This window comes from Flavobacterium hydatis (assembly GCF_000737695.1).
GTDB lineage: Bacteria > Bacteroidota > Bacteroidia > Flavobacteriales > Flavobacteriaceae > Flavobacterium > Flavobacterium hydatis.
Genome location: NZ_JPRM01000043.1, coordinates 1 through 22,251, shown reverse-complemented (window position 1 = coordinate 22,251; position 22,251 = coordinate 1). Strand labels below are relative to the sequence as shown.

Annotated in this window: 21 protein-coding genes; 9 read left to right on the top strand and 12 right to left on the bottom strand. The window is 31.4% G+C overall.

Going from position 1 to position 22,251, the window contains the following annotated elements:
* Positions 1–42 precede the first annotated feature (42 nt).
* From porQ to IW20_RS21265, 3 genes are all read left to right on the top strand, one after another.
* On the top strand, positions 43–1,065 hold the full coding sequence (gene porQ / locus IW20_RS21275; RefSeq protein WP_035627277.1) for a type IX secretion system protein PorQ: 1,023 nt from the start codon (positions 43–45) through the stop codon (positions 1,063–1,065).
* Positions 1,066–1,113: 48 nt separating this feature from the next.
* Positions 1,114–1,806 carry a (d)CMP kinase gene (gene cmk / locus IW20_RS21270; protein ID WP_035627275.1) on the top strand — a complete coding sequence of 231 codons (693 nt, stop codon included), beginning with the start codon at positions 1,114–1,116 and terminating at the stop codon, positions 1,804–1,806.
* A gap of 67 nt (positions 1,807–1,873) precedes the next feature.
* Positions 1,874–3,250, top strand: a complete 1,377-nt coding sequence (locus IW20_RS21265) for a nucleoside permease (RefSeq protein WP_035627273.1) — start codon at positions 1,874–1,876, stop codon at positions 3,248–3,250.
* A gap of 86 nt (positions 3,251–3,336) precedes the next feature.
* On the opposite strand, the gene IW20_RS21260 is transcribed toward IW20_RS21265, so the two are convergent.
* Positions 3,337–3,852 (bottom strand): hypothetical protein, encoded by a 516-nt coding sequence (locus IW20_RS21260; RefSeq protein ID WP_316930748.1) that lies wholly within the window; start codon positions 3,850–3,852, stop codon positions 3,337–3,339.
* A gap of 108 nt (positions 3,853–3,960) precedes the next feature.
* Positions 3,961–4,173, bottom strand: coding sequence for a hypothetical protein (locus IW20_RS26440; RefSeq protein WP_035627271.1), 213 nt, complete (start codon positions 4,171–4,173; stop codon positions 3,961–3,963).
* An 89-nt stretch (positions 4,174–4,262) separates the two neighbouring features.
* Here IW20_RS26440 and rpsA point away from each other — a divergent pair, with 89 nt between their 5' ends.
* Together rpsA and IW20_RS21245 are read left to right on the top strand one after the other, a co-directional pair.
* Positions 4,263–6,041 (top strand): 30S ribosomal protein S1, encoded by a 1,779-nt coding sequence (gene rpsA, locus IW20_RS21250; RefSeq protein WP_035627268.1) that lies wholly within the window; start codon positions 4,263–4,265, stop codon positions 6,039–6,041.
* Positions 6,042–6,367: 326 nt separating this feature from the next.
* Positions 6,368–8,485, top strand: coding sequence for a DUF7619 domain-containing protein (locus IW20_RS21245; RefSeq protein WP_035627266.1), 2,118 nt, complete (start codon positions 6,368–6,370; stop codon positions 8,483–8,485).
* A 236-nt stretch (positions 8,486–8,721) separates the two neighbouring features.
* Here IW20_RS21245 and IW20_RS21240 read toward each other — a convergent pair whose 3' ends face one another.
* The 10 genes from IW20_RS21240 to IW20_RS21195 all read right to left on the bottom strand — a co-directional run bounded on the left by IW20_RS21240 (position 8,722) and on the right by IW20_RS21195 (position 19,107).
* The gene (locus tag IW20_RS21240) at positions 8,722–9,264 is read right to left on the bottom strand and encodes an ExbD/TolR family protein (protein WP_035627260.1); all 543 of its coding nucleotides are present in this window, start codon (positions 9,262–9,264) and stop codon (positions 8,722–8,724) included.
* A 40-nt stretch (positions 9,265–9,304) separates the two neighbouring features.
* Positions 9,305–9,835 (bottom strand): ExbD/TolR family protein, encoded by a 531-nt coding sequence (locus tag IW20_RS21235; protein ID WP_035627259.1) that lies wholly within the window; start codon positions 9,833–9,835, stop codon positions 9,305–9,307.
* 364 nt (positions 9,836–10,199) lie between these two features.
* The gene (locus tag IW20_RS21230; RefSeq protein ID WP_035627258.1) at positions 10,200–10,616 is read right to left on the bottom strand and encodes an OsmC family protein; all 417 of its coding nucleotides are present in this window, start codon (positions 10,614–10,616) and stop codon (positions 10,200–10,202) included.
* A gap of 131 nt (positions 10,617–10,747) precedes the next feature.
* Positions 10,748–11,485 (bottom strand): methanethiol S-methyltransferase, encoded by a 738-nt coding sequence (gene mddA / locus IW20_RS21225; RefSeq protein ID WP_051886087.1) that lies wholly within the window; start codon positions 11,483–11,485, stop codon positions 10,748–10,750.
* A 258-nt stretch (positions 11,486–11,743) separates the two neighbouring features.
* Positions 11,744–14,779 (bottom strand): choice-of-anchor I family protein, encoded by a 3,036-nt coding sequence (locus IW20_RS25615; RefSeq protein WP_051886086.1) that lies wholly within the window; start codon positions 14,777–14,779, stop codon positions 11,744–11,746.
* A 211-nt stretch (positions 14,780–14,990) separates the two neighbouring features.
* Positions 14,991–15,743 carry a triose-phosphate isomerase gene (gene tpiA, locus IW20_RS21215; RefSeq protein WP_035627255.1) on the bottom strand — a complete coding sequence of 251 codons (753 nt, stop codon included), beginning with the start codon at positions 15,741–15,743 and terminating at the stop codon, positions 14,991–14,993.
* Positions 15,744–15,784: 41 nt separating this feature from the next.
* Complete coding sequence (locus IW20_RS21210) at positions 15,785–16,279, bottom strand: TlpA family protein disulfide reductase (RefSeq protein WP_035627254.1); 495 nt, start codon at positions 16,277–16,279, stop codon at positions 15,785–15,787.
* Between the two features lie 304 nt (positions 16,280–16,583).
* Positions 16,584–17,249 carry a hypothetical protein gene (locus IW20_RS21205; RefSeq protein ID WP_035627253.1) on the bottom strand — a complete coding sequence of 222 codons (666 nt, stop codon included), beginning with the start codon at positions 17,247–17,249 and terminating at the stop codon, positions 16,584–16,586.
* A gap of 179 nt (positions 17,250–17,428) precedes the next feature.
* Positions 17,429–18,529 carry a BT_3928 family protein gene (locus IW20_RS21200; protein WP_035627251.1) on the bottom strand — a complete coding sequence of 367 codons (1,101 nt, stop codon included), beginning with the start codon at positions 18,527–18,529 and terminating at the stop codon, positions 17,429–17,431.
* A gap of 29 nt (positions 18,530–18,558) precedes the next feature.
* The gene (locus tag IW20_RS21195; RefSeq protein ID WP_035627248.1) at positions 18,559–19,107 is read right to left on the bottom strand and encodes a DUF1599 domain-containing protein; all 549 of its coding nucleotides are present in this window, start codon (positions 19,105–19,107) and stop codon (positions 18,559–18,561) included.
* A 162-nt stretch (positions 19,108–19,269) separates the two neighbouring features.
* On the opposite strand from IW20_RS21195, the gene folP reads away from it, so the two are divergent.
* The 4 genes from folP to IW20_RS21175 all read left to right on the top strand — a co-directional run.
* The gene (gene folP / locus IW20_RS21190; protein WP_035627246.1) at positions 19,270–20,094 is read left to right on the top strand and encodes a dihydropteroate synthase; all 825 of its coding nucleotides are present in this window, start codon (positions 19,270–19,272) and stop codon (positions 20,092–20,094) included.
* Between the two features lie 69 nt (positions 20,095–20,163).
* Entirely contained in the window at positions 20,164–20,820 is a 657-nt protein-coding gene (locus IW20_RS21185) for a hypothetical protein (protein ID WP_035627244.1), read from the top strand.
* Positions 20,821–20,872: 52 nt separating this feature from the next.
* Complete coding sequence (locus IW20_RS21180; protein WP_035627242.1) at positions 20,873–21,499, top strand: hypothetical protein; 627 nt, start codon at positions 20,873–20,875, stop codon at positions 21,497–21,499.
* Between the two features lie 296 nt (positions 21,500–21,795).
* Positions 21,796–22,251 (top strand): hypothetical protein (locus IW20_RS21175; protein ID WP_035627240.1); only part of this gene is annotated, 456 nt, incomplete at its 3' end.

Sequence of the window (22,251 nt, the reverse complement as noted above, 5' to 3'; positions counted from 1 at the left end):
CGCAGCTGCGTTTTAGTAAAAGGTAAAAGCAATATATAAAGCATGCTAAAAAAACTGGGATTCTTTTATTTATTTACTTTTTGTACTGTTTCCTACGGGCAAATAGGAGGTAAGTATACCTATCAGTTTTTAAACCTAATGCCTTCGCCTAGACAAGCCGCTTTGGGTGGCAAAGTAATCACTATTTATGACGACGATGTAAACCAAGTATTGTTTAATCCTGCAACTCTAAATCAGGATATGAGCAATCGTCTGGCATTAAATTACGGAAGCTATTATGGCGAGGTAACTTATGGTAGCGGTTCTTACGCATATACATACGATCAGCATTTGCAAACTTTTCAGGCTGGTGTAAGTTATGTTAACTACGGAAATTTTGACGGATATGATGAGAATGGTCAGGCAACTTCAGACTTTACAGGGAGTGAAGCTGCACTATCTTTTGGGTACGCCTATAATATTCCGTATACAGATATTCATATTGGGGCAAATGCCAAGCTGATTTCTTCGACTCTCGAGAGTTACCATTCTTTTGGTGGAGCTCTGGATTTAGGAATGATTTATATCGACGAAAAAAATGATATAAATTGGGCTTTGGTCATCAGAAATATAGGAACTCAATTTAGTACCTATTCAGGAATTCACGAGAAATTGCCTTTGGAGGTAATTGCAGGAGTCTCGCAAGAATTAGAAAATGTGCCTATTCGATGGCATCTTACATTAGAGAATTTGCAACAATGGAATCTTGCTTTCTCTAATCCAGCACGAGCCGAAACCGGTATTGATGGAACTACAACCGATGAAAAAGTGCCCTTCTTTAATAATGCATTGCGACACGTGATTTTTGGGGTTGAACTTTTCCCAAAAAGAGCATTTAATTTGCGACTGGGATACAATTTTAGGAGAGGCGAAGAATTGAGAATTCTAGAGCAGCGTAATTTCTCTGGAATGTCTCTAGGTTTCGGACTAAAATTAAATAAATTGAAATTTAATTATTCCTATTCCAGATATAGTTTAGGAGCAAACACAAATCTTTTTGGGTTAACGATTAATTTTCAGGACTAAAAATAAAAATAATTAGAATTACTATCTTTAAACATTAAAATCGATATTTTGAAAAAAATAACTATAGCTATCGACGGATTTTCGTCAACGGGAAAAAGTACTTTGGCAAAACAATTAGCAAAAGAGTTGGAATATGTATATGTAGATACTGGTGCAATGTACCGCGCCGTAGCACTTTATGCTATGAAAAACGGATATATAAATGCAGATTCTTTTGATAAAGAAAAATTGGTTGCTAGTTTACCTTCAATACAATTGGTATTTCAATTTAATGCCGAATTGGGTTTTGGAGAAATGTTTTTGAATGGCGAAAATGTAGAAAAAGAGATTAGAACAATCGAGGTTTCTAGTTTTGTGAGCAAAGTTGCCGAAGTTTCTCAAGTGCGTTCTAAATTAGTAGAGCAACAACAAGAAATGGGAAAAAATAAAGGTATCGTTATGGATGGTAGGGATATAGGGACTGTAGTTTTTCCTGATGCCGAACTTAAAGTATTCATGACAGCAAGTGCAAGTACACGTGCGCAAAGACGTTTTGATGAGTTGCAGCAAAAAGGAGATGATGTATCTTATGAAGAAGTCTTGAAGAATGTTGAAGAGCGTGATTATATCGATACGCACCGTGAAGATTCACCATTAGTAATCGCCGATGATGCTGTAGAGATAGATAATTCTTACCTAAATAAAGAAGAACAATTTGCAGCAGTAATGGAATTAGTGAATGATGTTGTAAAAACAGCTTAATTCTTTGCAGATTTCATTTTAAATAGTAGTTTTACCGCCTAATTTTATTTTAAAGACAATTCATCATATGGGAATTAAAAACAGATTGATTATAATGAGCTTTCTTCAGTTTTTTGTTTGGGGAGCGTGGCTTATTACAATCGGAAATTATTGGTTTGGAACTAAGAATTGGGAAGGAACTCAATTTGGTTTAGTATTCGGAACCATGGGAATTGCTTCTTTATTTATGCCAACTCTTACAGGAATTATTGCCGACAGATGGGTAAATGCCGAAAAATTATATGGAGGTTTACATATAGCATATGCTTTAGTTTTATTTGGAATAGCCCAAGTTACAACTCCAGATATTTTTATATATGTTATGCTTGCAGCAATGTGTTGCTATATGCCTACAATTGCATTGAGTAACTCCATTTCATATACTTCGCTTAAATTAAATAATAAAAATATCGTAAAAGATTTTCCACCTATTCGTGTATGGGGAACAATAGGTTTTATTGTTGCCATGTGGATTACTAATCTTAGCGGAAACAAATCGACAGAATATCAATTTTATATTGCAGGAATTGCAGCTTTAATATTAGGAGTGTATTCATTTACATTACCTAAGTGTAAGCCACAACGTTTAACTAAAGAAAATGCTTCGCTAACAGAAACATTAGGATTAGAAGCCTTTAAGTTATTTGCAAATTACAAAATGGCTTTATTTTTTGTATTTTCTATGTTTTTAGGAGGAGCTTTGCAACTTACAAATGCGTACGGAGATGTTTTTCTGGATGAATTTAAGCATTTTCCTAAATATGCCGATTCATTTGTAATTCAGTATTCTACAATTATCATGTCAATTTCTCAAGTATCAGAAACCTTGTTTATCTTGGCAATTCCATTTTTCTTAAAGCGTTTTGGTATCAAACAAGTAATGCTTATTAGTATGCTTGCTTGGGTATTGCGTTTTGGATTATTCGCTTTTGGAGATCCTGTAAATGGTTTATGGATGATTATTATGTCATGTGTAGTTTACGGAATGGCGTTTGACTTCTTTAATATTTCAGGTTCATTATTTGTTGAGAGTAATACAGATTCTAAGATACGTTCATCTGCACAAGGATTATTCATGATGATGACTAATGGAGTAGGAGCTATTCTAGGAAGTTTAACTTCAGGATGGGCAATAGATAGATTCTTTACAAAATCATTTAAAAACTCATCTGAATTGGCTGGATTTCTTCAAACGGAATCTACAAATCCTAAGATGTTAGATTTTGTAAAAAGTCATGGAAATACAGTTTCTGCTGATGGTGTTTTTGGTAGTGAAATCTTAATGAAAGACTGGCATAACATCTGGTTGTCATTTGCAGCTTATGCCTTGGTTATTGCAATTGCTTTTGCTATTTTATTTAAGCATAAACACGATCCAAAAGAATTTGAAAATATGAGTCATTAAGACTTTTTAATATATATAAAATCCCGTTTTCTAGTTATAGAAAACGGGATTTTTTATTTAGCTACATTATTTTAAAATTGTATGCTTTAACTTAACGAAGCAATCAGGTTTTCTACTTGCTTTTTTTGTTCGGCATATTTTTGTTGAAGTTCAGAACCTTCGCCCATTCGGTCGTAGTATTCCAGACCTTTGTTGGCGAAGAAAATTTTATGAAAGTTGGAGATTTCGGGTAGGTTTGGAAACAGAATATTAAAATTCATTTCGTAATAAGCCTGCCATTCTCGTTCGTTTTTGTTTAAAATGTACGGTTTCGTAGTTTTTTGGTTTACATGAACCATTTCATGAACTATAAGAGCAAGCATTAATTCTAGAGGGAATTCAAATGTGTTTTCTGGAATTCGGATGATTTGTGGCTTTCCAAAATCACCTTCGGTAGTCATTAGGATAAAACTAGGTTCGGCTTTTTCTCTAAACTCAAATCCTTTTAAGTTAGAATTCTTTAGACTATACTTTTTTAAAAGCCAATAAACAGCATTGATAACTTGTCCGTTATTATGGAAAGTATCAATTTTTAGTTTTATCTCTTCGAGTGTCATAGCCATAGAGTAAAAGTAAAGAAAATTATATTCTAGATAAACCTTTGTCAAAGTTTTAAACTTTGACAAAGGTAGGTTACGTACGCTTAGTAAGCCTAAAAGAAGGGTTAAAAACTACAAAACTTCTAATCTAGCCCCGATAGAAGTGAAAATCCTTTTGTGCCAGGGTTCGGCACAAAAGATTGTAACGGATAGCGGGACTATTGTTCCTGAAAAAAACGAATTATTCTGCTCCTGAATAATTGGCTGATAATCATCTGGATTTATTTTGTCAGTACAAATAAATGTATTAATTTTGCAAACCTTTTGGTAGAGAAGAGTTTCCATTAGGTATCAACTATTTATGTAAAACAACTTCTGTTTTTTCTATCACTTTAAGAAACTCGAGAAAAACAGAATACAAATTTTTTATCAGCATGTCTGAACAATTAAAATCACAAGAAGAGTTTTTAGCAAATTTTAACTGGCATAACTTCGAAGAAGGTATCGATGCAGTAGATGAGAAAAACTTACAAGAATTCGAAGACTTAGTATCAAAAACTTTCATCGCTACAGATCAAGAAGAAGTAGTAGAAGGTGTAGTTGTTAGAATTACAGATAGAGACGTTATCGTTGATATCAACGCAAAATCGGAAGGTGTTATTTCTTTAAACGAATTCCGTTACAACCCAAACTTAAAAGTTGGTGATAAAGTAGAAGTATTAATCGACATCCGTGAGGATAAAACAGGTCAATTAGTATTATCTCACAGAAAAGCTCGTACTATTAAATCATGGGATAGAGTTATTGCTGCAAACGAAACAGGTGAAATCGTTAATGGTTTTGTAAAATGCAGAACTAAAGGTGGTATGATCGTTGACGTTTTCGGTATTGAAGCTTTCTTACCTGGATCTCAAATTGACGTTAAGCCAATTAGAGACTACGATGTATATGTAAACAAAATGATGGAATTCAAAGTGGTAAAAATTAACCACGAATTCAAAAACGTTGTTGTATCTCATAAAGCGCTTATCGAAGCTGATATCGAAGTACAGAAAAAAGAAATCATCGGTCAATTACAAAAAGGACAAGTATTAGAAGGTGTTGTTAAAAACATTACCTCTTATGGTGTGTTCATTGACTTAGGTGGTGTTGACGGATTAATTCACATTACTGACCTTTCTTGGAGTAGAATCAACCACCCAAGTGAAGTTCTTGAATTAGACCAAAAATTAAACGTTGTAATCCTTGATTTCGATGATGAGAAAACAAGAATTCAATTAGGATTGAAACAATTAAACGCTCACCCATGGGATGCTTTAGATGCTAATTTAACTATTGGTGACAAAGTAAAAGGTAAAGTAGTTGTAATCGCTGATTACGGTGCATTTATCGAAGTTGCTGAAGGTGTTGAAGGTTTAATCCACGTTTCTGAAATGTCATGGTCTACTCATTTACGTTCTGCTCAGGATTTCGTAAAAGTTGGAGATGTTGTTGAGGCTGTTATCTTAACTTTAGATAGAGATGACCGTAAAATGTCATTAGGTATCAAACAATTGACTCAAGATCCATGGACTGATATTACTTCTAAATACCCAGTAGGTTCTAAACATACAGGTATCGTTAGAAACTTTACAAACTTTGGTATTTTCGTAGAATTAGAAGAAGGAATTGATGGATTAATCTACATTTCTGACCTTTCTTGGACTAAGAAAATCAAACACCCATCTGAATTTGTAAATGTTGGTGAAAAACTTGATGTAGTTGTATTAGAATTAGATGTTGAAGGACGTAAATTATCTTTAGGTCACAAACAAACTACTGCTAATCCTTGGGATCAATACGAAGATTCTTTCGCTGTAGGAACTATCCACAATGGTGAGATTTCTGAAATCGTTGACAAAGGAGCTACTGTAGAATTCGGAGATGATATCGTTGCTTTCATTCCTACTCGTCACCTTGAAAAAGAAGACGGAAAGAAATTGAAAAAAGGTGATACTGCTGATTTCAAAGTAATCGAATTCAACAAAGAATTCAAAAGAGTAGTTGCTTCTCACACTGCTATCTTCCGTGAAGAAGAAGAGAAAAACGTGAAAGCTGCAACTGAAAATACTTCATCTAACTCTACTACTAATGCACCAGCTGCAACTTTAGGAGATAACAATGATGTATTAGCTGCTTTAAAAGCTAAAATGGAAAAAACTGAGAAAAAATAATTCTTAGTTTCCTCTATATAGAAAGTCCCACAGCAATGTGGGACTTTTTTTTGTTTAATTTTTACAGCAAAGAGTGGAGTCAAAGAGTAGGAGCTATTTCCTGCTATCCACTATATCTTTTTATTTTTAAAGAAAAAATAAAAAGGATGTCGTTACTATCAGGGCTATAAGAATCATTTTCATTAGAATATCATTATTTAAATAATAACGTGGACTATAACTTAGGATTCTTGGTGTTTAGTAAGTAATGTGATTTATTTGGTTTATTTTAACAAAAAAAGTTGTGTTATTGTCTTAAAAAGTTATTTTTGTTCAAAAATAACTATATGAAGAAAATCTACTTTTTAATTCTAACTTTATGCATTTTTAATGGATTGAGTGCACAGGTTATTAATTTTCCTGATGCTAACTTAAAAGCAAAACTTTTAACTGCAACTAACGGAAATACTGTACCGGTTGCATCGATACAATATTTTAATCCAGGATATCCGACTTATTACAATAAGATTGATACAAATAATGATGGTGAAATTCAAATTAGTGAAGCATTATTAATTAAGTCATTAGATATCTCTAATGCAAATATTACTGATTTAACAGGCTTATCGTATTTTAGTAATTTGCATACACTTTTTTGCCATTATAATAAAATATCAAATTTATCTGAAGTTAACTCAATTCCAAGTTTAGTGCAATTTCAAATGAATAACAATACTGGTTTGAATGAAATTAATTTATCTAATTTAATTAATTTAAAAACACTTACTTGTATATCTGATAATTTAACCCTGTTAAATGTTTCGAAAAATGTAAGCTTAGAAAATATTTCTTGCCAACTTAATGAACTTACTTCATTAGATGTGTCAAATTGCCCAAATTTAAATTGGTTAGTATCTTTTTATAATAAATTAGAATTTTTAAATATTAAAAATGGCAACACCAAAAATTGGGTGAATTTATCTATTCGTAATGGGGAACGATATTTAAGATATATATGTGCAGATGAAGAAGATTTATCGTTGGTTCAAAAGGAGACTTCAAATTTACCAAATTGTCATGTAAATACTTATTGTAGTTTTACACCTGGAGGTACGTTTTATACTATTGAAGGTAGTCAAAAATTAGATTTTTTAAATGACGGTTGTGATAGTGATGATAATTTTATTCCATATTCCAAATACTTATTAACTGATGGTACTTCTACACAAACACTATTTGCAAACAATTTTGGATCCTATTATATTCCTGTGCAAGCTGGAGAATACACACTAACACCACTACTAGAAAATCCAAACTATTTTTCTATAACTCCTCAAAATATCACAGTTAATTTTTCAACGCAAACTAGTCCGTTTATTCAAAATTTCTGTGTTTCTAATTTTGACAAACATGATGTTGAAGTAATAGTTGTTCCTATTAATTCTGCCAGACCAGGATTTGACTCTAATTATAAAATCATCTATAAAAACAAAGGAAATAGAATAGAAAACGGGACAATTAATTTACAATTTAAAGATGCGGTTTTGGATTTGGTTGTTGCTAGTCCTATAGTTTCTACTCAAACTGAAGGTAACTTATCCTGGATTTTTTCTAATTTAAAACCATTTGAGACTAAAGAAATTAGTTTTACATTAAATTTAAATTCGCCAATGGAAATACCTGCAGTAAACAATGGTGATATATTAAAATTTGTAACAACAATAGCATCACAAAACGTAGACGAAACTCCAACTGATAATGCATTCACTTTAAATCAAACAGTCGTAGGTTCTTATGATCCAAACGACAAAACGTGTTTAGAGGGTTCAGTTATTACACCAAGTCTAATAGGCGAGTATGTACATTATATGATTCGTTTTGAAAATACAGGAACATATCTTGCGCAAAATATCGTTGTAAAAGATATGATTGATTTATCTAAATTTGATATTTCAACTTTAATTCCAACGAGTTCAAGTCATCCTTTTGTAACCAAAATTTCAGGAACAAACAAAGTAGAATTCATTTTTGAGAATATCAATCTTCCTTTTGATAATGCTAATAATGATGGTTATGTTGCTTTCAAAATTAAAACAAAACCAACATTAAAGGTAGGAGATTCATTTATGAACGAGGCAAATATTTATTTCGATTATAATTTTCCAATTCTAACCAATAAAGCAATTTCTACATTTCAAACAACATTAGGAACTCAGGATTTCGAGTTTTTAAATTATTTTACAGTATTTCCTAATCCTGCAAATGAGGTTTTAAATATAACCAATGCAAAGAATATCGAAGTACAATCGATTGCTGTTTATGATGTTTTAGGACAATTAGTAATTGCTATTCCAAATGCAAAGTCGGTTTCTACAATAGATGTTTCGAATCTTAGAACAGGTAATTACTTTATAAAAATAAAATCGGATAAAGGAAATTCAAGTACTAAGTTTATTAAAAAGTAATTTTTAGTTTTCCAGAATATAGAAAGTCCCACAGTAATGTGGGACTTTTTTTATGCTCAATTTTTATCACTCTGATAAAGGTCGTAGAGTTTGAAAGTTTGTCTATATAGTAACGTGGATGATATGGATTTACTAAAGCAAAGTCGTAGAGTATAACGGATTTTGTTTTAACTTTAAACTTGTCTTTCTGAGGGACGAAGAATCACCACAAGAATCACCGTTTGCTATATTAAGTTTTAGTTGACTGCCAACAATTCTGATTCCTCAGGTGTAAAATCATTTACAATTGCATAGGTTTCAATTTTAGCAATTGCCATTTCGTCCAAAATATCAACTAAATTTTTATAATTTGATTTTTTGCTTGGTTTTATAATTACAATTGGACCAATTTTTGGCTTTCCAATTGCTGCTGAATATTCCAAAATAGTTTTATTTCTATTAAAAAGTTCTTGACGGATTCCGTTCTTTCCATAATTTAATTCTTTTGGACCAGTTATCGGAGTAAATAAAAGACCGGAATAGCTAATAATTTTATCATTATCATCTAGTAAAATGGTTATAATGCGGCTCATATCTGCACCACAGTTGATAACGCGGTGCTCTTCTTCATCGAAATCTTTCTCAGGTAAGCTTAAACTCATGATTTTCGGTTTACCCAATTCAGTCGTAACCATAAAAAATATAATTAATAAAAAGGAAACACTTACCATGGCAGTTAAATCTACTTTTGCTTTCAGTTTTTTGCTTCTTACTTTTTTGTCTTTTTTATAGATTTCCATAACTAGTAGATTAAAATGAATGTATTATAAAATTAGGAGATTATCTAACTGCTAATAATTTTGATTCCTCAGGTGTAAAGTCATTTATAATTGTGTAAGTATCAATTTTAGCAATTTCCATTTCATCGAGAATATCAACTAAATTTTTATAATTAGACTTTTTACTAGGTTTAATGATTACAATTGCTCCTCTATTAGGTCTTCCAATGTTAGCTGAATATTCTAGAATAGATTTGTTTTTGTTGTACAATTCTTTACGAATTCCGTCTTTGCCATATTTTAGATCTTTAGGGCTATCCATTGACCATTCTAGGAATCCGCTATAAAATACTATTCTATCATTATCATCAAGTAAAACTGTTAGGACGCGATCCTCAATACCTTTACCACAACCACTCCAACCAGGATATTTTTCAGGTAAGCCTAAATCTATAGCTTTCGGTTTTCCCAATTCAGTTGTAACCATAAAAAATATAATTAATAAAAAAGATACGCTTACCATTGCGGTTAAATCTACACGTGCTTTTAGTTTTTTGCTTCTTACTTTTTTGTCTTTTTTATAGATTTCCATAATTGAATTTTTTTAATAAGCTAGAAGTGAGTTTATTTAGGTTTTTTGGTTGTTTATTTGTTATAAATATAATAATTTTTGAATATGATTGCGAAATAAGTTGATTTGTTTTTATGTATTGCTATTTCAAAACAAGACATAAATAACAAAGTCCCACAGTAATGCGGGACTTTGCTTTTATTTAATTTTATTACTCTGAAAGAAAATCATGAAATTAAAATAGTTGTCTAAATAGTAACGTAGGTAAAAACAGATTTTTAAAGTAATAGAATAAAATCCGTTTTAATCAGCGTTTTTGCTTTAACAAATCCGTGTCATCCGTGTATCATTTTTCGCAAACATTATCTCATAGTTACTTTTTTAGTTAGAGTAAATTTACCGTTAAAGTAATATTCGTTTTCAATAACTTAGATATCGGACAAATTTCTTTGGCTTTTAATGCTGTTTTAGAAAACTCATCTTCGGAGATATTTGGAACTTTCCCTTTTAAATCTAAATTAATCTGAGTTATTGTACCGTCTTCAAACGTAACTGTAGCCTCTGTATGTAAATCTTCGGGTACATAACCTGCTTCTGATAGTAAGAAGCTTAATTGCATCGTAAAACAGCCAGAATGAGCTGCAGCAATCAATTCTTCAGGATTGGTGCCTACACCATTTTCAAAACGTGTTTTGAATGATAGTTGAGCATTATCTAATGTGGTACTTTGTGTACTAATAGTTCCTTTTCCTTCCATTCCAGTACCTTTCCAGTTGGCATGTGCTTTTCTAGTAAATTTCATCTTTTTTGAATTTAATGGGTTTAATAATAATTGTAACAATTAAGTTAATTGGATTATGTATATTATTTTGAATTTCAGGCAATTGAATTCTCAAATGTAATCAAATTTTGCGGAAGCATTAAATGTTAGTTTTACTTCCTAATAAATGGAACTAACATTGGTACTTTTTTTTGATAATTTTTATATTCTTCTCCAAATAACTCTCGAAGATCTTTTTCTTCCAGAAATTTTACCGCAATAAAAATATAAATGGTTGTAGTTAGTGCAAACACTAAGTGTCCGATTGTCATTACAGGCGTAGCCCAAAATGCAATTAAAAATCCCAACATAATCGGGTGTCTTACGATTTTGTATAAATGAATTACTTTGAATGTAGTACACTCGGGTTTTAGATCTTTATTTTTCATGCTTTGAGTAATTTGTTTCAATCCAAATAAATCAAAGTGATTAATTATAAAGGTAGAAAGTAATGCGATAATCCATCCTAAGAAATAAATGCCATTTATAATCATGGCTGCAGTTTCATTCTCAATTTTCCAGACTATAGCCTGCATTGGTCGCCATTGCCAGTATATTAATAGTAGTGCTGAACTTGAAAGTAGTACATAGGTGCTACGTTCGATTACGGGATTAACAATATTTGTCCACCATTTTTTGAATGCTGGTCTGGCCATTACACTATGTTGCAGTGCGAATAAGCTTAACAAGAGTACATTAATGAGAAGTGCTTGTGTAAAGGTTGTTTCAGTTCCTGTGTCGATTGATTTAGGAACTATAAAATTGCCTATAAATCCTATTGCATAAAGAAAAGCGATGAGAAATAGAAGATAAGCAAATACTCCATAAAGAAAAGTGATTAATTTTATCATAGTTGTAGGTTTTATGATGATGATTAATTTAAAAAAGGTTGTTTTGTTCTTTTGAATTTGGAGGAAGGAGTAACAATTGTAAGAAGTGAATTTAGATTGTATTATTCTGAATTTTAAACAATTGTAATCTCAAATATAATAAAAATTTGTTTAAGTTTTATGTACTTGTTTTACTTTTGTGTAAACAAAAAGAGTGATAAAATTAATTATCACTCTTTTTTATTTTGTTGTGCTGGGGAGTACAACAGTAGGCTTCAATTACTTTACTATCATTTTTTTGACAATTCCTTCAGAGGTTTTTACAAAATAAATACCTGTTGTAAGTTGAGATGTATTAATAGTTTGTGCATTTTTTGTAGTTAAAACATTTTTGCCATTTATATCAAAAACCTGAATATCGGCAGTTCTGTTAAAATATACAATTCCTTTTTGGGATGGATTTGGAAACAATGCAAAAGTAGGTGTGCTGTCCGAAACAAAATCGGGAGCGGATAAGCTTTTAGCATTTACCTCAAAGATGGTAATCGTACCACTTATTTCATTGGCTACAAGTATATATCCTTTTCCTGTAGGGCTATTTTCGGGAGCAATATAGGTAATACCTTCAGGTCCGTGATCTCCAGCATATGCCGATGTGCTACGGCTATTTTTATATTCTACAAACTTCGCATTATTTGGGTCAGTCACATTATATACCATAACACCACCTACGCGTTCTAATGATATGAAAGCAAAAGTTTCGCTTCCGATTTTTGCAGTTGTTATACCTTCTGGTTCTGGACCTTTAGCACGACTTCTTGCTTTAGCAGTATTACTTTCGTGATCAGCATTAAAGAGTGATGGTAAATTTGCTGCAGTGTACATTTCGAAGTCATCTCCGCTATCAAAAACAATTTGTTTGGTAGTTGCATTAAAAATAGAAAAAGAACGTCCTCCAAGGCAATTAACCTCTTCAAAATCGGCATTGCCATCTAAATTCCCATTTAGATTTGTAGTTCTAAAACGACCCAAATTATACGATTGTTTTAAAACGGCTGCATTAGGAAAAATAGTCGCATCAAGATTGGTTGCGCCTACAGTTGTTCTTTCTACAAAACCGGTATATTCTTTTTCGTCACCTTCATTTGCAGTAACCAAGTATGTATTTGCTCCAACAGTATAATTGGCAACGCCATCAGGAAGATAAAAGGCTTTTATAGGCCAATTGGCAATTAAAACTTCACCGTTGTTATCAGATACATCAAATCCGTTTCCAGGAATACTGATGTCTTTTGTTCCTAATGCCCAAATATCAATTATAGTATTGTTGGTTAAATCAATCTCGGCAATAGCATTATTTTCTTGCAAAGTTACCCATGCCTTTTTAGAGTCGGAATTTATAGTAACATATTCTGGTTCTAAATCCTGAGATAGTGTACTGGTTAGTTTTAGTTTTCGAACGCCAGACGCAATTAAAGCAGCTTCCTGAGCATTATAAGCTGTAAAGAGTAAAGTGGTAACATTCGATTGATTTAAAGCAGCAATTCCGCCAGAAATATCGATAATACTTACAGAGCCTTCGGGGTCAACAGTGTAATCAAGATTTGGTTGTCCTTCATTAGCAGTCATAACCTTTTTTCCGTCTGGCGAAAATGTAATCATATCGGGTAAAGCGCCCACAGTTACTTGTTTCTGGAAAGCACCATCAGTATCAAAAAATACAACCGAACCATTTAGCGCTTCATTTGTATTTGGAGATGCAACAGCTACAATTCCATTTTTTACAACTACACTTGTTACGCCACCATATACGTTCATATCTATAGATTTTATCACTTTGGGAGATGTAGGATCACTAAAGTTTATTACATCTAGGAATCCTGCAACGGCACTCGTAGTAAACAATCGTTGAGAATCTTTATCATGAACAACAATCTCGCAGGTACTAGTATTGCTCCCAGATGGATCAAAACTGCCTATGTAATTTAGTTCGATTTCTTTGTTAGGAACTGGAGCTAAACGGTCATTATCTTTTATGTAAATTGTAGCTGTAGGTGTTCCTGTAATTGCAAAACCAACAGGATTTTCTAAACTTAGTACAAAATATTCCGCTTGTTGTTCTTCTAGATTATCATCGATAATAGGAATTGTAATAGTTTGTGTTAAAGCGCTTGAATTGGTAAAATGCAAGGTTTGTGTACTTAATGTAAAATCATTCGCGTCTGCGGTACTAAAAGGAGCTCCTTTTACAACTAAATCTACAGAACCAATTATTGGACTTCCTAAATTGATTACAAAATTTAAGTTTCCTGCATTTTCGTTTACAGTAACAAAGTTTGATGCAAATGAAACAGTTGGACTAGCTGTTGTAAACGTTGATGATTGTGTTGTAGTAATTGCATTGTTACTTAAATCTTCGATAGTATTTGGTAATAATGCTAGATAATATGTTTGATTATTTGTCAATGTTTGTGAAGGTACAATTGTAATAACTTTATCATTTATTGTTGCAGTAAAAGGTACCAAAGCGCCAGTTGCATTATTTAAACGTAATTCTAGCAAAGCAGCTACATTAGTGTTATCGATACTATTATCATTAATTAAGCGGATACTTTCGTTAAAAGTAATAGTAGGATTAACTGTAGTGCTAATGGCTGTACTTGCGTTTACGGGTAAAATAGTTGCAATTGGAGCGCTTATATCTCCGCCACTATTAGGAATTCCTTCTGTTGTGAAATTATCAAAACGATTGTTTCCGCCAGTTCCACCTGGACCTTGAACAAATTCGACTTTTACTTTAAAATTCGGATTGTTGTTTGCACCCGTAATTGTTGTAAAATCTAAAGTTGCTAATGCCGGATCGCCATTATTTGGAGTAACGGGAATAAACGAAGTATATGTATTTCCGTCTAGAGAGTAGAACCAGTTTTGAGTTCCTGCCCCTTGTGCAGAGCGGCGTGTAGCAAATTTTACAATTATATTTTTATAGCCTGTGGTTGGTAAGGCAAATATAAGTGCGCCACCTATAGGATTGCTAAAACGGAGGTGAGTTCCAGAAACTTCGCTATTACGAGAGTTTAGATTTAAAAGGTCGAAATTTTGACCTGTTCCTCCATTAAATTCAATAAAACTTGTTCCTCCCGCAATGGCAGTTATTGTAGTTCCGGGAACTAGAGCAACATTAGGCGTTGTTATAGTCGCTAGAGATGCGGGATTATTAAAAGACCAATAATTAATTAGTGTTTGACTCCAAGAGAAAGAAGAGGTTAGGAGTAAGAAAGAGTAAAGTAATTTTTTTGTGTAAAGTTTTCTCATAGTTTGTAGTTTAATGGTAGACTACAAACATCACTTAAAACTGTTATAATAAGATTAATATAAAAACAAGGAATAATTAAATCAATACACTAAACGTTTACAAAAGGTTATGATTTGTAATTGTTATTCAGACGATTATGGTTTTATTGAATAAAAAAATGGTTTGAAAGTTTTTACACTCTCAAACCATCTTTTATGTATATGGGAAATATTAAATTGCGGTTACAATAGCAACAAAATCATCTGCTTTTAATGCAGCTCCACCGATAAGCCCACCGTCTACATCAGCTTTAGAGAATATTTCTTTTGCATTTTCTGGTTTTACACTTCCTCCGTATAAAATAGAAACTTCTTCAGCAATCTCTTTTCCAAAAGCTTTACGAACAGTTTCTCTAATAAATTCATGCATTTCTTGTGCTTGCTCTGGCGAAGCAGTTTCTCCAGTTCCGATAGCCCAAACAGGTTCGTAAGCCAGGATAACATTAGCCCAAGATTCTTTTTCTATCTGAAACAAACCATCAGTTAATTGGTTTTCAACCACATTAAAATGATTTCCTGTTTGACGGTCTTTTAATTCTTCACCAAAACAGAAGATAACTGTTAACTCATGTTTTAAAGCAGTATCTACTTTATTAGCAATTAGAGCATCAGTTTCTTTAAAAATAGCTCTACGCTCAGAGTGTCCAAGAATAACGTAGTTTACACCAACGCTTTTTAGCATATCTGCAGAAACTTCACCTGTAAAGGCTCCGCTTTCAGCTTGGTGAACATTTTGCGCAGCAACCTCAATAGTTGTAAACTCTAAATGTGCAACTGCAGAAGCTAAGTTTACAAAAGTAGGAGCTACAATTACTTGAGCCTCACTTACAGTTGGTAATTTAGCAATTAATTCGTTTAATAAATCTTCAGTTTGTTCTGCGTTTTTATGCATTTTCCAGTTTCCTGCAACAATTTTCTTTCTCATCTCGGTTTGTTTTATTTTTATTTTTTTGAAATTTTATACTATTATTTTAAGCCTTGTAAAGTTTGATTGATTACATCAAAATCTTTTTCGATCGCACGATACAAAACAATTTTACCTTTTTTGTCTACAATGATATATCTCGGAATCCAATCTAAATCAATTGCTTTTCCAAAAACACCTTTCATACCATCATTCATCATATAATGATCGCCTTTTATTTCGTGTTTTTCAATTCCTGCTTTCCATTTATCAGCAGTTTTATCAGCCGAAAGGAATAGGTAAGATACATCTGGATTATTTGCTTGTAATTCTTTTACTTTTGGCATTGCTTTTACGCAATCTCCACACCATGAAGCCCAAACTTCGATAACCAAAGTTTTTCCTTTATACTTTTTTAAAATGTCTTTAAAAGCAACTTGACCATTATCAGTTGCTAATAATTTTTCTGATAAAGCCTCTTTAGAGAAAGCTGTTTTTTGTGCATTTGTACAAGAAAACGTAACAAAAGCAATAAGTGATAGAACTATTTGTTTCATGGTTAATTATTTTTTACCAAAGTTAAACAAACAATTCGAAAGAAAAATAGAGATTAACAAAATTTGGCAGTGTGCTTATTTTGTCACAAATTGAGAAGTTTTGGTTACAAAAAAGAAAATGAAATCGTAATAGTTACACCTCAAAACGAGTTTTTGGAGTGTTTTTTATTCAATAGATTTTATGAAGAATAAAAAAAGTTGTTTTTTTATTTAGTTAGATGATTTTTAAAAGCCAAAAAACGTCTAGGGAGCTATAAAAAATGTTCAATAAATTCTGAGTCAGAATTATATTGAACATTATGTTTTATTTTAGTTGATAATTGCCATTTGCCCATTTTTTGCAAGGCACAATCCAATCATTTAAAGCTTTATATAAAAAGCCGTGTTTTAGACCTGTATTCAATTCAATTTCTTTGAAATGATTGATTTTTAATTTAGAGGTCTCTTTTCTTTTTATGGCAGAAACTCCGTAGATATCTGATTTCTCATAGATTGTCAGGATATTTCCGCAATAATTTATATCTGGAATTTGTTGAATGTCAGCTTCTGTGAAACAGCCGATAAATACAAAGTTAACATTAGGATTTGCCAAATATGTAGAAACGTATTGTGCAAGATAACCTCCTTTAGAAGTTCCTATTACCGTTATTTTGTTTGGTTTAACACCTTTTTTTATTAGGCTATTAATTTGCTTTACTACTTTTTTAGCATAATTACCAAAATCGGTATTCTTATTTCTTATCTCGCTAAAAACGATGAAATTATCATCTTTAAAAGATTGAAGTATTTCGTTGTATTCGGCTCTTCCATATTCAGGATGTTCTGCATTTAGATCGTTTTCTTCAAGAAATTTATTATGAAAAAAGAAGATATAAGCTTGGGTTGTATCCTGTGTTTTGGCTTGACCAAAACTGAAAGAGCTAAAAAGCATCAAAAATAAAGTAAACACGAGATTGTATATTTTGTTCATTATGCTTTTGCTTTTTAAGTAAGAATGTTATTGACTTTGATATTAAAAACCCTATAAGTGGTGTAAGAAATATAAGCGTGACTAATCAGTATAAAGCTTAAGTGGACTTACATCACTTATAGGGTTAATTTTTTTTGTTACAATCTAAATTTTTGTAACAAACTATAATTATTCAAATTTTATAATTTCAAATCTTTGATATCGTTGTAATGTACTTTTTGAGTAATAGTTCCATCATTTAAGATTACAATACTAGGATTTGCTCTTTCGATTGTTTTTAGCGTTATAGCATCGCAAAAGTAAAAATCAACATTAAGTTTGTATTGTTTTTTTGCTGCAGCAATTTCATCTTGTCCCGAAGCAGTCATAGCAATTACTTTATATCCTTTTGCTTTAGCTTCCTGATTTAATTTTTCTAATTTTTCCATTCCAGATGGTTCAGAACGAGTTAAATCATAAGTAACAAAAATCATAAGTTTAGGTTCTTTTAGCAATTGGTCTTTATGGTCTTCACCATCTTTTTCCATGCTAAAATCGTGAATTGGCGGTACATAACCTTCAGTGATTACCTTGTCTTTTCTGTCAACAAAAGTTGCTCCTTCCGGAATTGCCATTAAGTCTTTTTCTGTGAATTCTTTATTTACACCATTTACGTTGTAAATAAAAATCATTTCAACAACAGATTGTGGTGCTCCTTTTGGAATTTCCATTCCTTTCTCGATGTTTGTACCTACTTTATAAGGACGGAAATCTTTTATTGGTAAATGGTTTAATACCCAAACTCCCATAAAGATGCATAAAATGATGCTTATGTAAGCAACAATATTTTGAACACTTTTGCTAAATAAAGGTTTAACTAATTCTTTATTAATGAACAATATTAAGATGAAGAATAATAAAACAATATCTTTTGTAAAGGACTGCCAAGGTGTTAAATGTAATGCATCACCAAAACATCCACAGTCTTTTACCACATCAAAATAAGCAGAATAGAAAGTAAGGAAAGTAAAAAGAATAATAAGGATTAATAAACTCCAAATTGTAGCTTTAGATTTATATCCAATAAGTAACATTACACCCAAAACTACTTCTAAGATTACTAAGAATAAAGCTAGAGGTAAAGTAATTGGCTCTAGAAAAGGCATATTAAAAACTGGTTCGCTAAAATATTCTGCCAGTTTATAAGAGAATCCAACAGGGTCATTTAGTTTTATTAATCCAGAAATAATAAATAATACTCCAACAAATAATCTAGAGAATTGTGTAATTATATTTTTCATAAAAGTTTTTTTAATTTACAAATTGCAATTTATTTTTTTGTGTCCAAAGGGTTTAAGATCAATGCAAAAACAGCATAATTAATCATATCCTGATAATTAGCATCGATACCTTCAGATACTAGAGTTTTTCCTTTATTATCTTCGATTTGCTTAACGCGAAGTAGTTTTTGAAGAATTATATCGGTTAAAGAACTCACACGCATATCACGCCAAGCTTCGCCATAATCATGATTTTTGGCAAGCATTAATTCTTTGGTAAGTTTTACCTTGGCATCATATAATTCGGTAGCTTTTTCTACATCTAAATCAGGCTGATCTACAACACCTAATTCTAACTGAATTAATGCCATTATAGAATAGTTGATGATTCCGATGAATTCTCCTTTTTCATCCTCATCAACTTTACGAATTTCATTTTCTTGTAAACTTCTAATTCGTTGTGCTTTTATAAAAATTTGGTCGGTTAATGAAGGCAACCTTAATATGCGCCACGCACTACCATAGTCTTTCATTTTATTGATAAAAAGCGAACGACAAATCGCAATTACATTATCGTATTCTTGAGAAGTATTCTTCATTATTGATGTATATTTGTCTAAATTTCTTCAAAAATAGGGATAAATTTTTGAAAGAGTTTAAAGTTTCAGGTTTAAAGTTTTAAGTTGTTGAAATAGTTAATCTTGATTTCTAAGCCCAAAACTTTAAACCTGAAATAAAGAAAACATTAAATAAAATACAAAATGACAACTAACTGCAAAGGGCAACTTATTGATTTGTCAGTTCCTAAAGTAATGGGAATTTTAAATGTAACGCCAAATTCTTTTTTTGATGGCGGAAAATACGATAGCGATGAAGCTATAATAACACAAGTAGGAAAAATGCTTGCCGATGGAGCAACATTTATAGATCTTGGCGCATATTCTAGTAAACCAAGTGCCGAATTTGTTTCGGGAGAAGAAGAACTAAACCGAATTGTTCCCGTTGTAAAGCTGATTTTAGAGCATTTTCCAGACGCATTGCTCTCAATAGATACTTTTAGAAGTGAAGTGGCAGAAGCTTGTATAGAAAACGGAGCAGCAATTATCAATGATATTTCGGGAGGAAATCTAGATGATAAAATGTTTGAGGTTATAGCCAAATATAATGTTCCGTATATTTTGATGCATATGCGTGGTACGCCACAAACCATGCAAACTCTAACTGATTATGATGATATTGTAAAAGAGATGCTTTTTTATTTTTCCGAAAAAGTAGCTGAAGCGAGAAGTTTAGGCATAAATGATATCATACTAGATCCTGGTTTTGGTTTTGCCAAAACATTAGATCAAAACTATGAAGTCTTGCAAAAAATGGAATTATTCAATATCTTAGAATTACCAGTTTTGGCAGGATTTTCTAGAAAATCAATGATATATAAATATCTAAATACCAATCAGCAAGAAGCATTGAACGGAACAACAGTTTTGAACACGATTTCTCTAACAAAAGGAGCAAAAATTTTGCGTGTTCATGATGTAAAAGAAGCGATGGAATGCGTGGCTTTGTTTGAGAAATTGAACCATTGATTAGTTTACTTTGTTATTAAAAGTTTCAAAAAAGAAATACTTTCGTTATAAATGGGTTAATTGGGAATTATGAAAAAACCGAATATCTTAAACAGTTTTAATATACTTCAAAAGGTTACAATAGAAGAGAACAATGCTGTTCTATTCTATTTTGGGGACACTCCGAATTGGGGAAAAACAGAAGTTATAATAGACGCTGTAAATTCTAGCGATTTTTATGAGGTTATAGAAATAAATTTGAATTTGGATTATGAAGATTTAATTAGTTTGTATTGGAAAGTTCATCGATATGCTGGAGAAGAATTCTTCATAGAGATTGATAATGATAAAATGAAAATTTGGCAAGGTGAAATTAGTGAGTACGAGGAACAGTGGGGGAGCTTTGAGGATTTAGATGATGAAATTTTGTTTCTAAATTATAAAAAATATAATATTGAAAAAACTTCAGAAGAATGGAAAAATGATTATGAGAATCTAAGAAAAAGATATTATTCATTATATAATAAGAAAACAATACAATTAGATAGTTTTAGAGAGAAAATAAAATTAGAACTAAAAGTAAAAATTGAAAAGCATTTCGAACAATTAATTAATACAAAACGAAATTCTGATAGTTTTACACAAGAAGAGGTAAATAAAGTAATAAGTTTAGCTTTGAATGATAACAATAGTGGCGTAAGAATAGATTTGCTTACGGAATTTTTATACGATGAATTTAAAAAATGAGTAATTAATAACAAGACATATTTTCATGTCTAGTTAAATGAAAAATTAAAATATGAAATACCTTAGCTTAATCCTTGTTTGTATACTTTTTTCTTGCGGAAAAAAAGAAGATGTTTTGTTACCAAAAGCAAATGTATCTGTAGTGAAAGATGTACAAGATCATTCGCCTATTTATATCTTTTTTAGAGTAAACGGAAAAGATACTTTGGCAGAAGTGAATAGAAAGAACAGTATTATTTCGACCAATTGGCTATTTAATATTGATAAACGATTGCCTTTAAGATTGGTTGTTCCAGAAGTAGCAAAATTGCAAGAAAAGAAACGAGCTGAAAAAGCGCATAAAAACGAAAAAGCCGAAAATTATTATTCATACGCAGATAGCATCGGAAAGAATTTAGCCTTTGTACCCTTTACAGAAGTGTATTATAAACTCGAAAAGCCAAAATCGGAAGGATTAACCATATTTTTCGAAAAGAATAATAAAACGGTTAAAGTGAATAACGAAACAATTAAAAGAGAAGAATTGCTCAATTATATTGCATGTCTTGATTTTGCGGTTAAACAAAAAATGCAATTTTGTTTTGATAAGAATATGAGTTTTGAAAGCTATATTCAGGATAAAATATTGATTAATAAATTACAATCATTTGCAATGGTTATAGATGAATTTATCTATTAAAAACGAATATACTTAACTTCGTGTCAGTAAGAAATATTAAAGAAAACTTCGTAGAAATGCGAGGTTTTTTTTATGTCTTATTTTATTATAAATAAAATTGTAAGTGGTTTATTTAGTGTTTGTTAGTTGTTAGTTTTGGCGAAAATAAGATAGTTTAGAAACACACATTAAAAGTGAGAAAAATTTTTCTGTACTGATAAGAAAAACGATGAAAAATGAAAAAGTATATTTTGGTACTCATGCTTGTAATATTATATTCTTGTACATGTAGACAATTAAATCTAACTAAAAATGAAATGGAGTGGTTAGATCCATACAAAAAAGGCGATTTATTAATTTTTAAAAGTAATAAAGGAAATATTGATACTATTCTTGTTTCAGATAAAGAGGAGTTTTACACAAATGAAAAATGTCAATGGTTTACAATTGGAGATGCACAAAAGCAGGGTATAGGTATTGATCTAAAGCCCACAATATGTCATAATGAGTCTTATTGTGAAGGAAGAATATCAATGATAAAAAGTGAGGTTGATGATGAGACAGCACCATTTTTTAGAATTTTCGGTCTTGAGTTTTCTAAAAATGTAAATCAATTAATTAAACAAAAAGTTGTACTGTCGACTACAGGAAAAATTTATGATTCAGCATATTTATTTCAAGACGAGATTAATGCCAATAATTATGGTAATAATTACATGAAATTATTTTTCTGGGATAAAGAAGATGGATTAATAAAATATGAAAGTAATGAT

What these genes read in the sequence shown, in the direction of transcription:
- porQ (WP_035627277.1), top strand. Translation starts at nt 43, where the DNA reads ATGCTAAAAAAACTGGGATTCTTTTATTTATTTACTTTTTGTACTGTT.
- IW20_RS21265 (WP_035627273.1), top strand. Translation starts at nt 1,874, where the DNA reads ATGGGAATTAAAAACAGATTGATTATAATGAGCTTTCTTCAGTTTTTT.
- IW20_RS21260 (WP_316930748.1), bottom strand. Translation starts at nt 3,852, where the DNA reads ATGGCTATGACACTCGAAGAGATAAAACTAAAAATTGATACTTTCCAT.
- IW20_RS26440 (WP_035627271.1), bottom strand. Translation starts at nt 4,173, where the DNA reads ATGGAAACTCTTCTCTACCAAAAGGTTTGCAAAATTAATACATTTATT.
- rpsA (WP_035627268.1), top strand. Translation starts at nt 4,263, where the DNA reads ATGTCTGAACAATTAAAATCACAAGAAGAGTTTTTAGCAAATTTTAAC.
- IW20_RS21245 (WP_035627266.1), top strand. Translation starts at nt 6,368, where the DNA reads ATGAAGAAAATCTACTTTTTAATTCTAACTTTATGCATTTTTAATGGA.
- IW20_RS21240 (WP_035627260.1), bottom strand. Translation starts at nt 9,264, where the DNA reads ATGGAAATCTATAAAAAAGACAAAAAAGTAAGAAGCAAAAAACTGAAA.
- IW20_RS21235 (WP_035627259.1), bottom strand. Translation starts at nt 9,835, where the DNA reads ATGGAAATCTATAAAAAAGACAAAAAAGTAAGAAGCAAAAAACTAAAA.
- IW20_RS21230 (WP_035627258.1), bottom strand. Translation starts at nt 10,616, where the DNA reads ATGAAATTTACTAGAAAAGCACATGCCAACTGGAAAGGTACTGGAATG.
- mddA (WP_051886087.1), bottom strand. Translation starts at nt 11,485, where the DNA reads ATGATAAAATTAATCACTTTTCTTTATGGAGTATTTGCTTATCTTCTA.
- IW20_RS25615 (WP_051886086.1), bottom strand. Translation starts at nt 14,779, where the DNA reads ATGAGAAAACTTTACACAAAAAAATTACTTTACTCTTTCTTACTCCTA.
- tpiA (WP_035627255.1), bottom strand. Translation starts at nt 15,743, where the DNA reads ATGAGAAAGAAAATTGTTGCAGGAAACTGGAAAATGCATAAAAACGCA.
- IW20_RS21210 (WP_035627254.1), bottom strand. Translation starts at nt 16,279, where the DNA reads ATGAAACAAATAGTTCTATCACTTATTGCTTTTGTTACGTTTTCTTGT.
- IW20_RS21205 (WP_035627253.1), bottom strand. Translation starts at nt 17,249, where the DNA reads ATGAACAAAATATACAATCTCGTGTTTACTTTATTTTTGATGCTTTTT.
- IW20_RS21200 (WP_035627251.1), bottom strand. Translation starts at nt 18,529, where the DNA reads ATGAAAAATATAATTACACAATTCTCTAGATTATTTGTTGGAGTATTA.
- IW20_RS21195 (WP_035627248.1), bottom strand. Translation starts at nt 19,107, where the DNA reads ATGAAGAATACTTCTCAAGAATACGATAATGTAATTGCGATTTGTCGT.
- folP (WP_035627246.1), top strand. Translation starts at nt 19,270, where the DNA reads ATGACAACTAACTGCAAAGGGCAACTTATTGATTTGTCAGTTCCTAAA.
- IW20_RS21185 (WP_035627244.1), top strand. Translation starts at nt 20,164, where the DNA reads ATGAAAAAACCGAATATCTTAAACAGTTTTAATATACTTCAAAAGGTT.
- IW20_RS21180 (WP_035627242.1), top strand. Translation starts at nt 20,873, where the DNA reads ATGAAATACCTTAGCTTAATCCTTGTTTGTATACTTTTTTCTTGCGGA.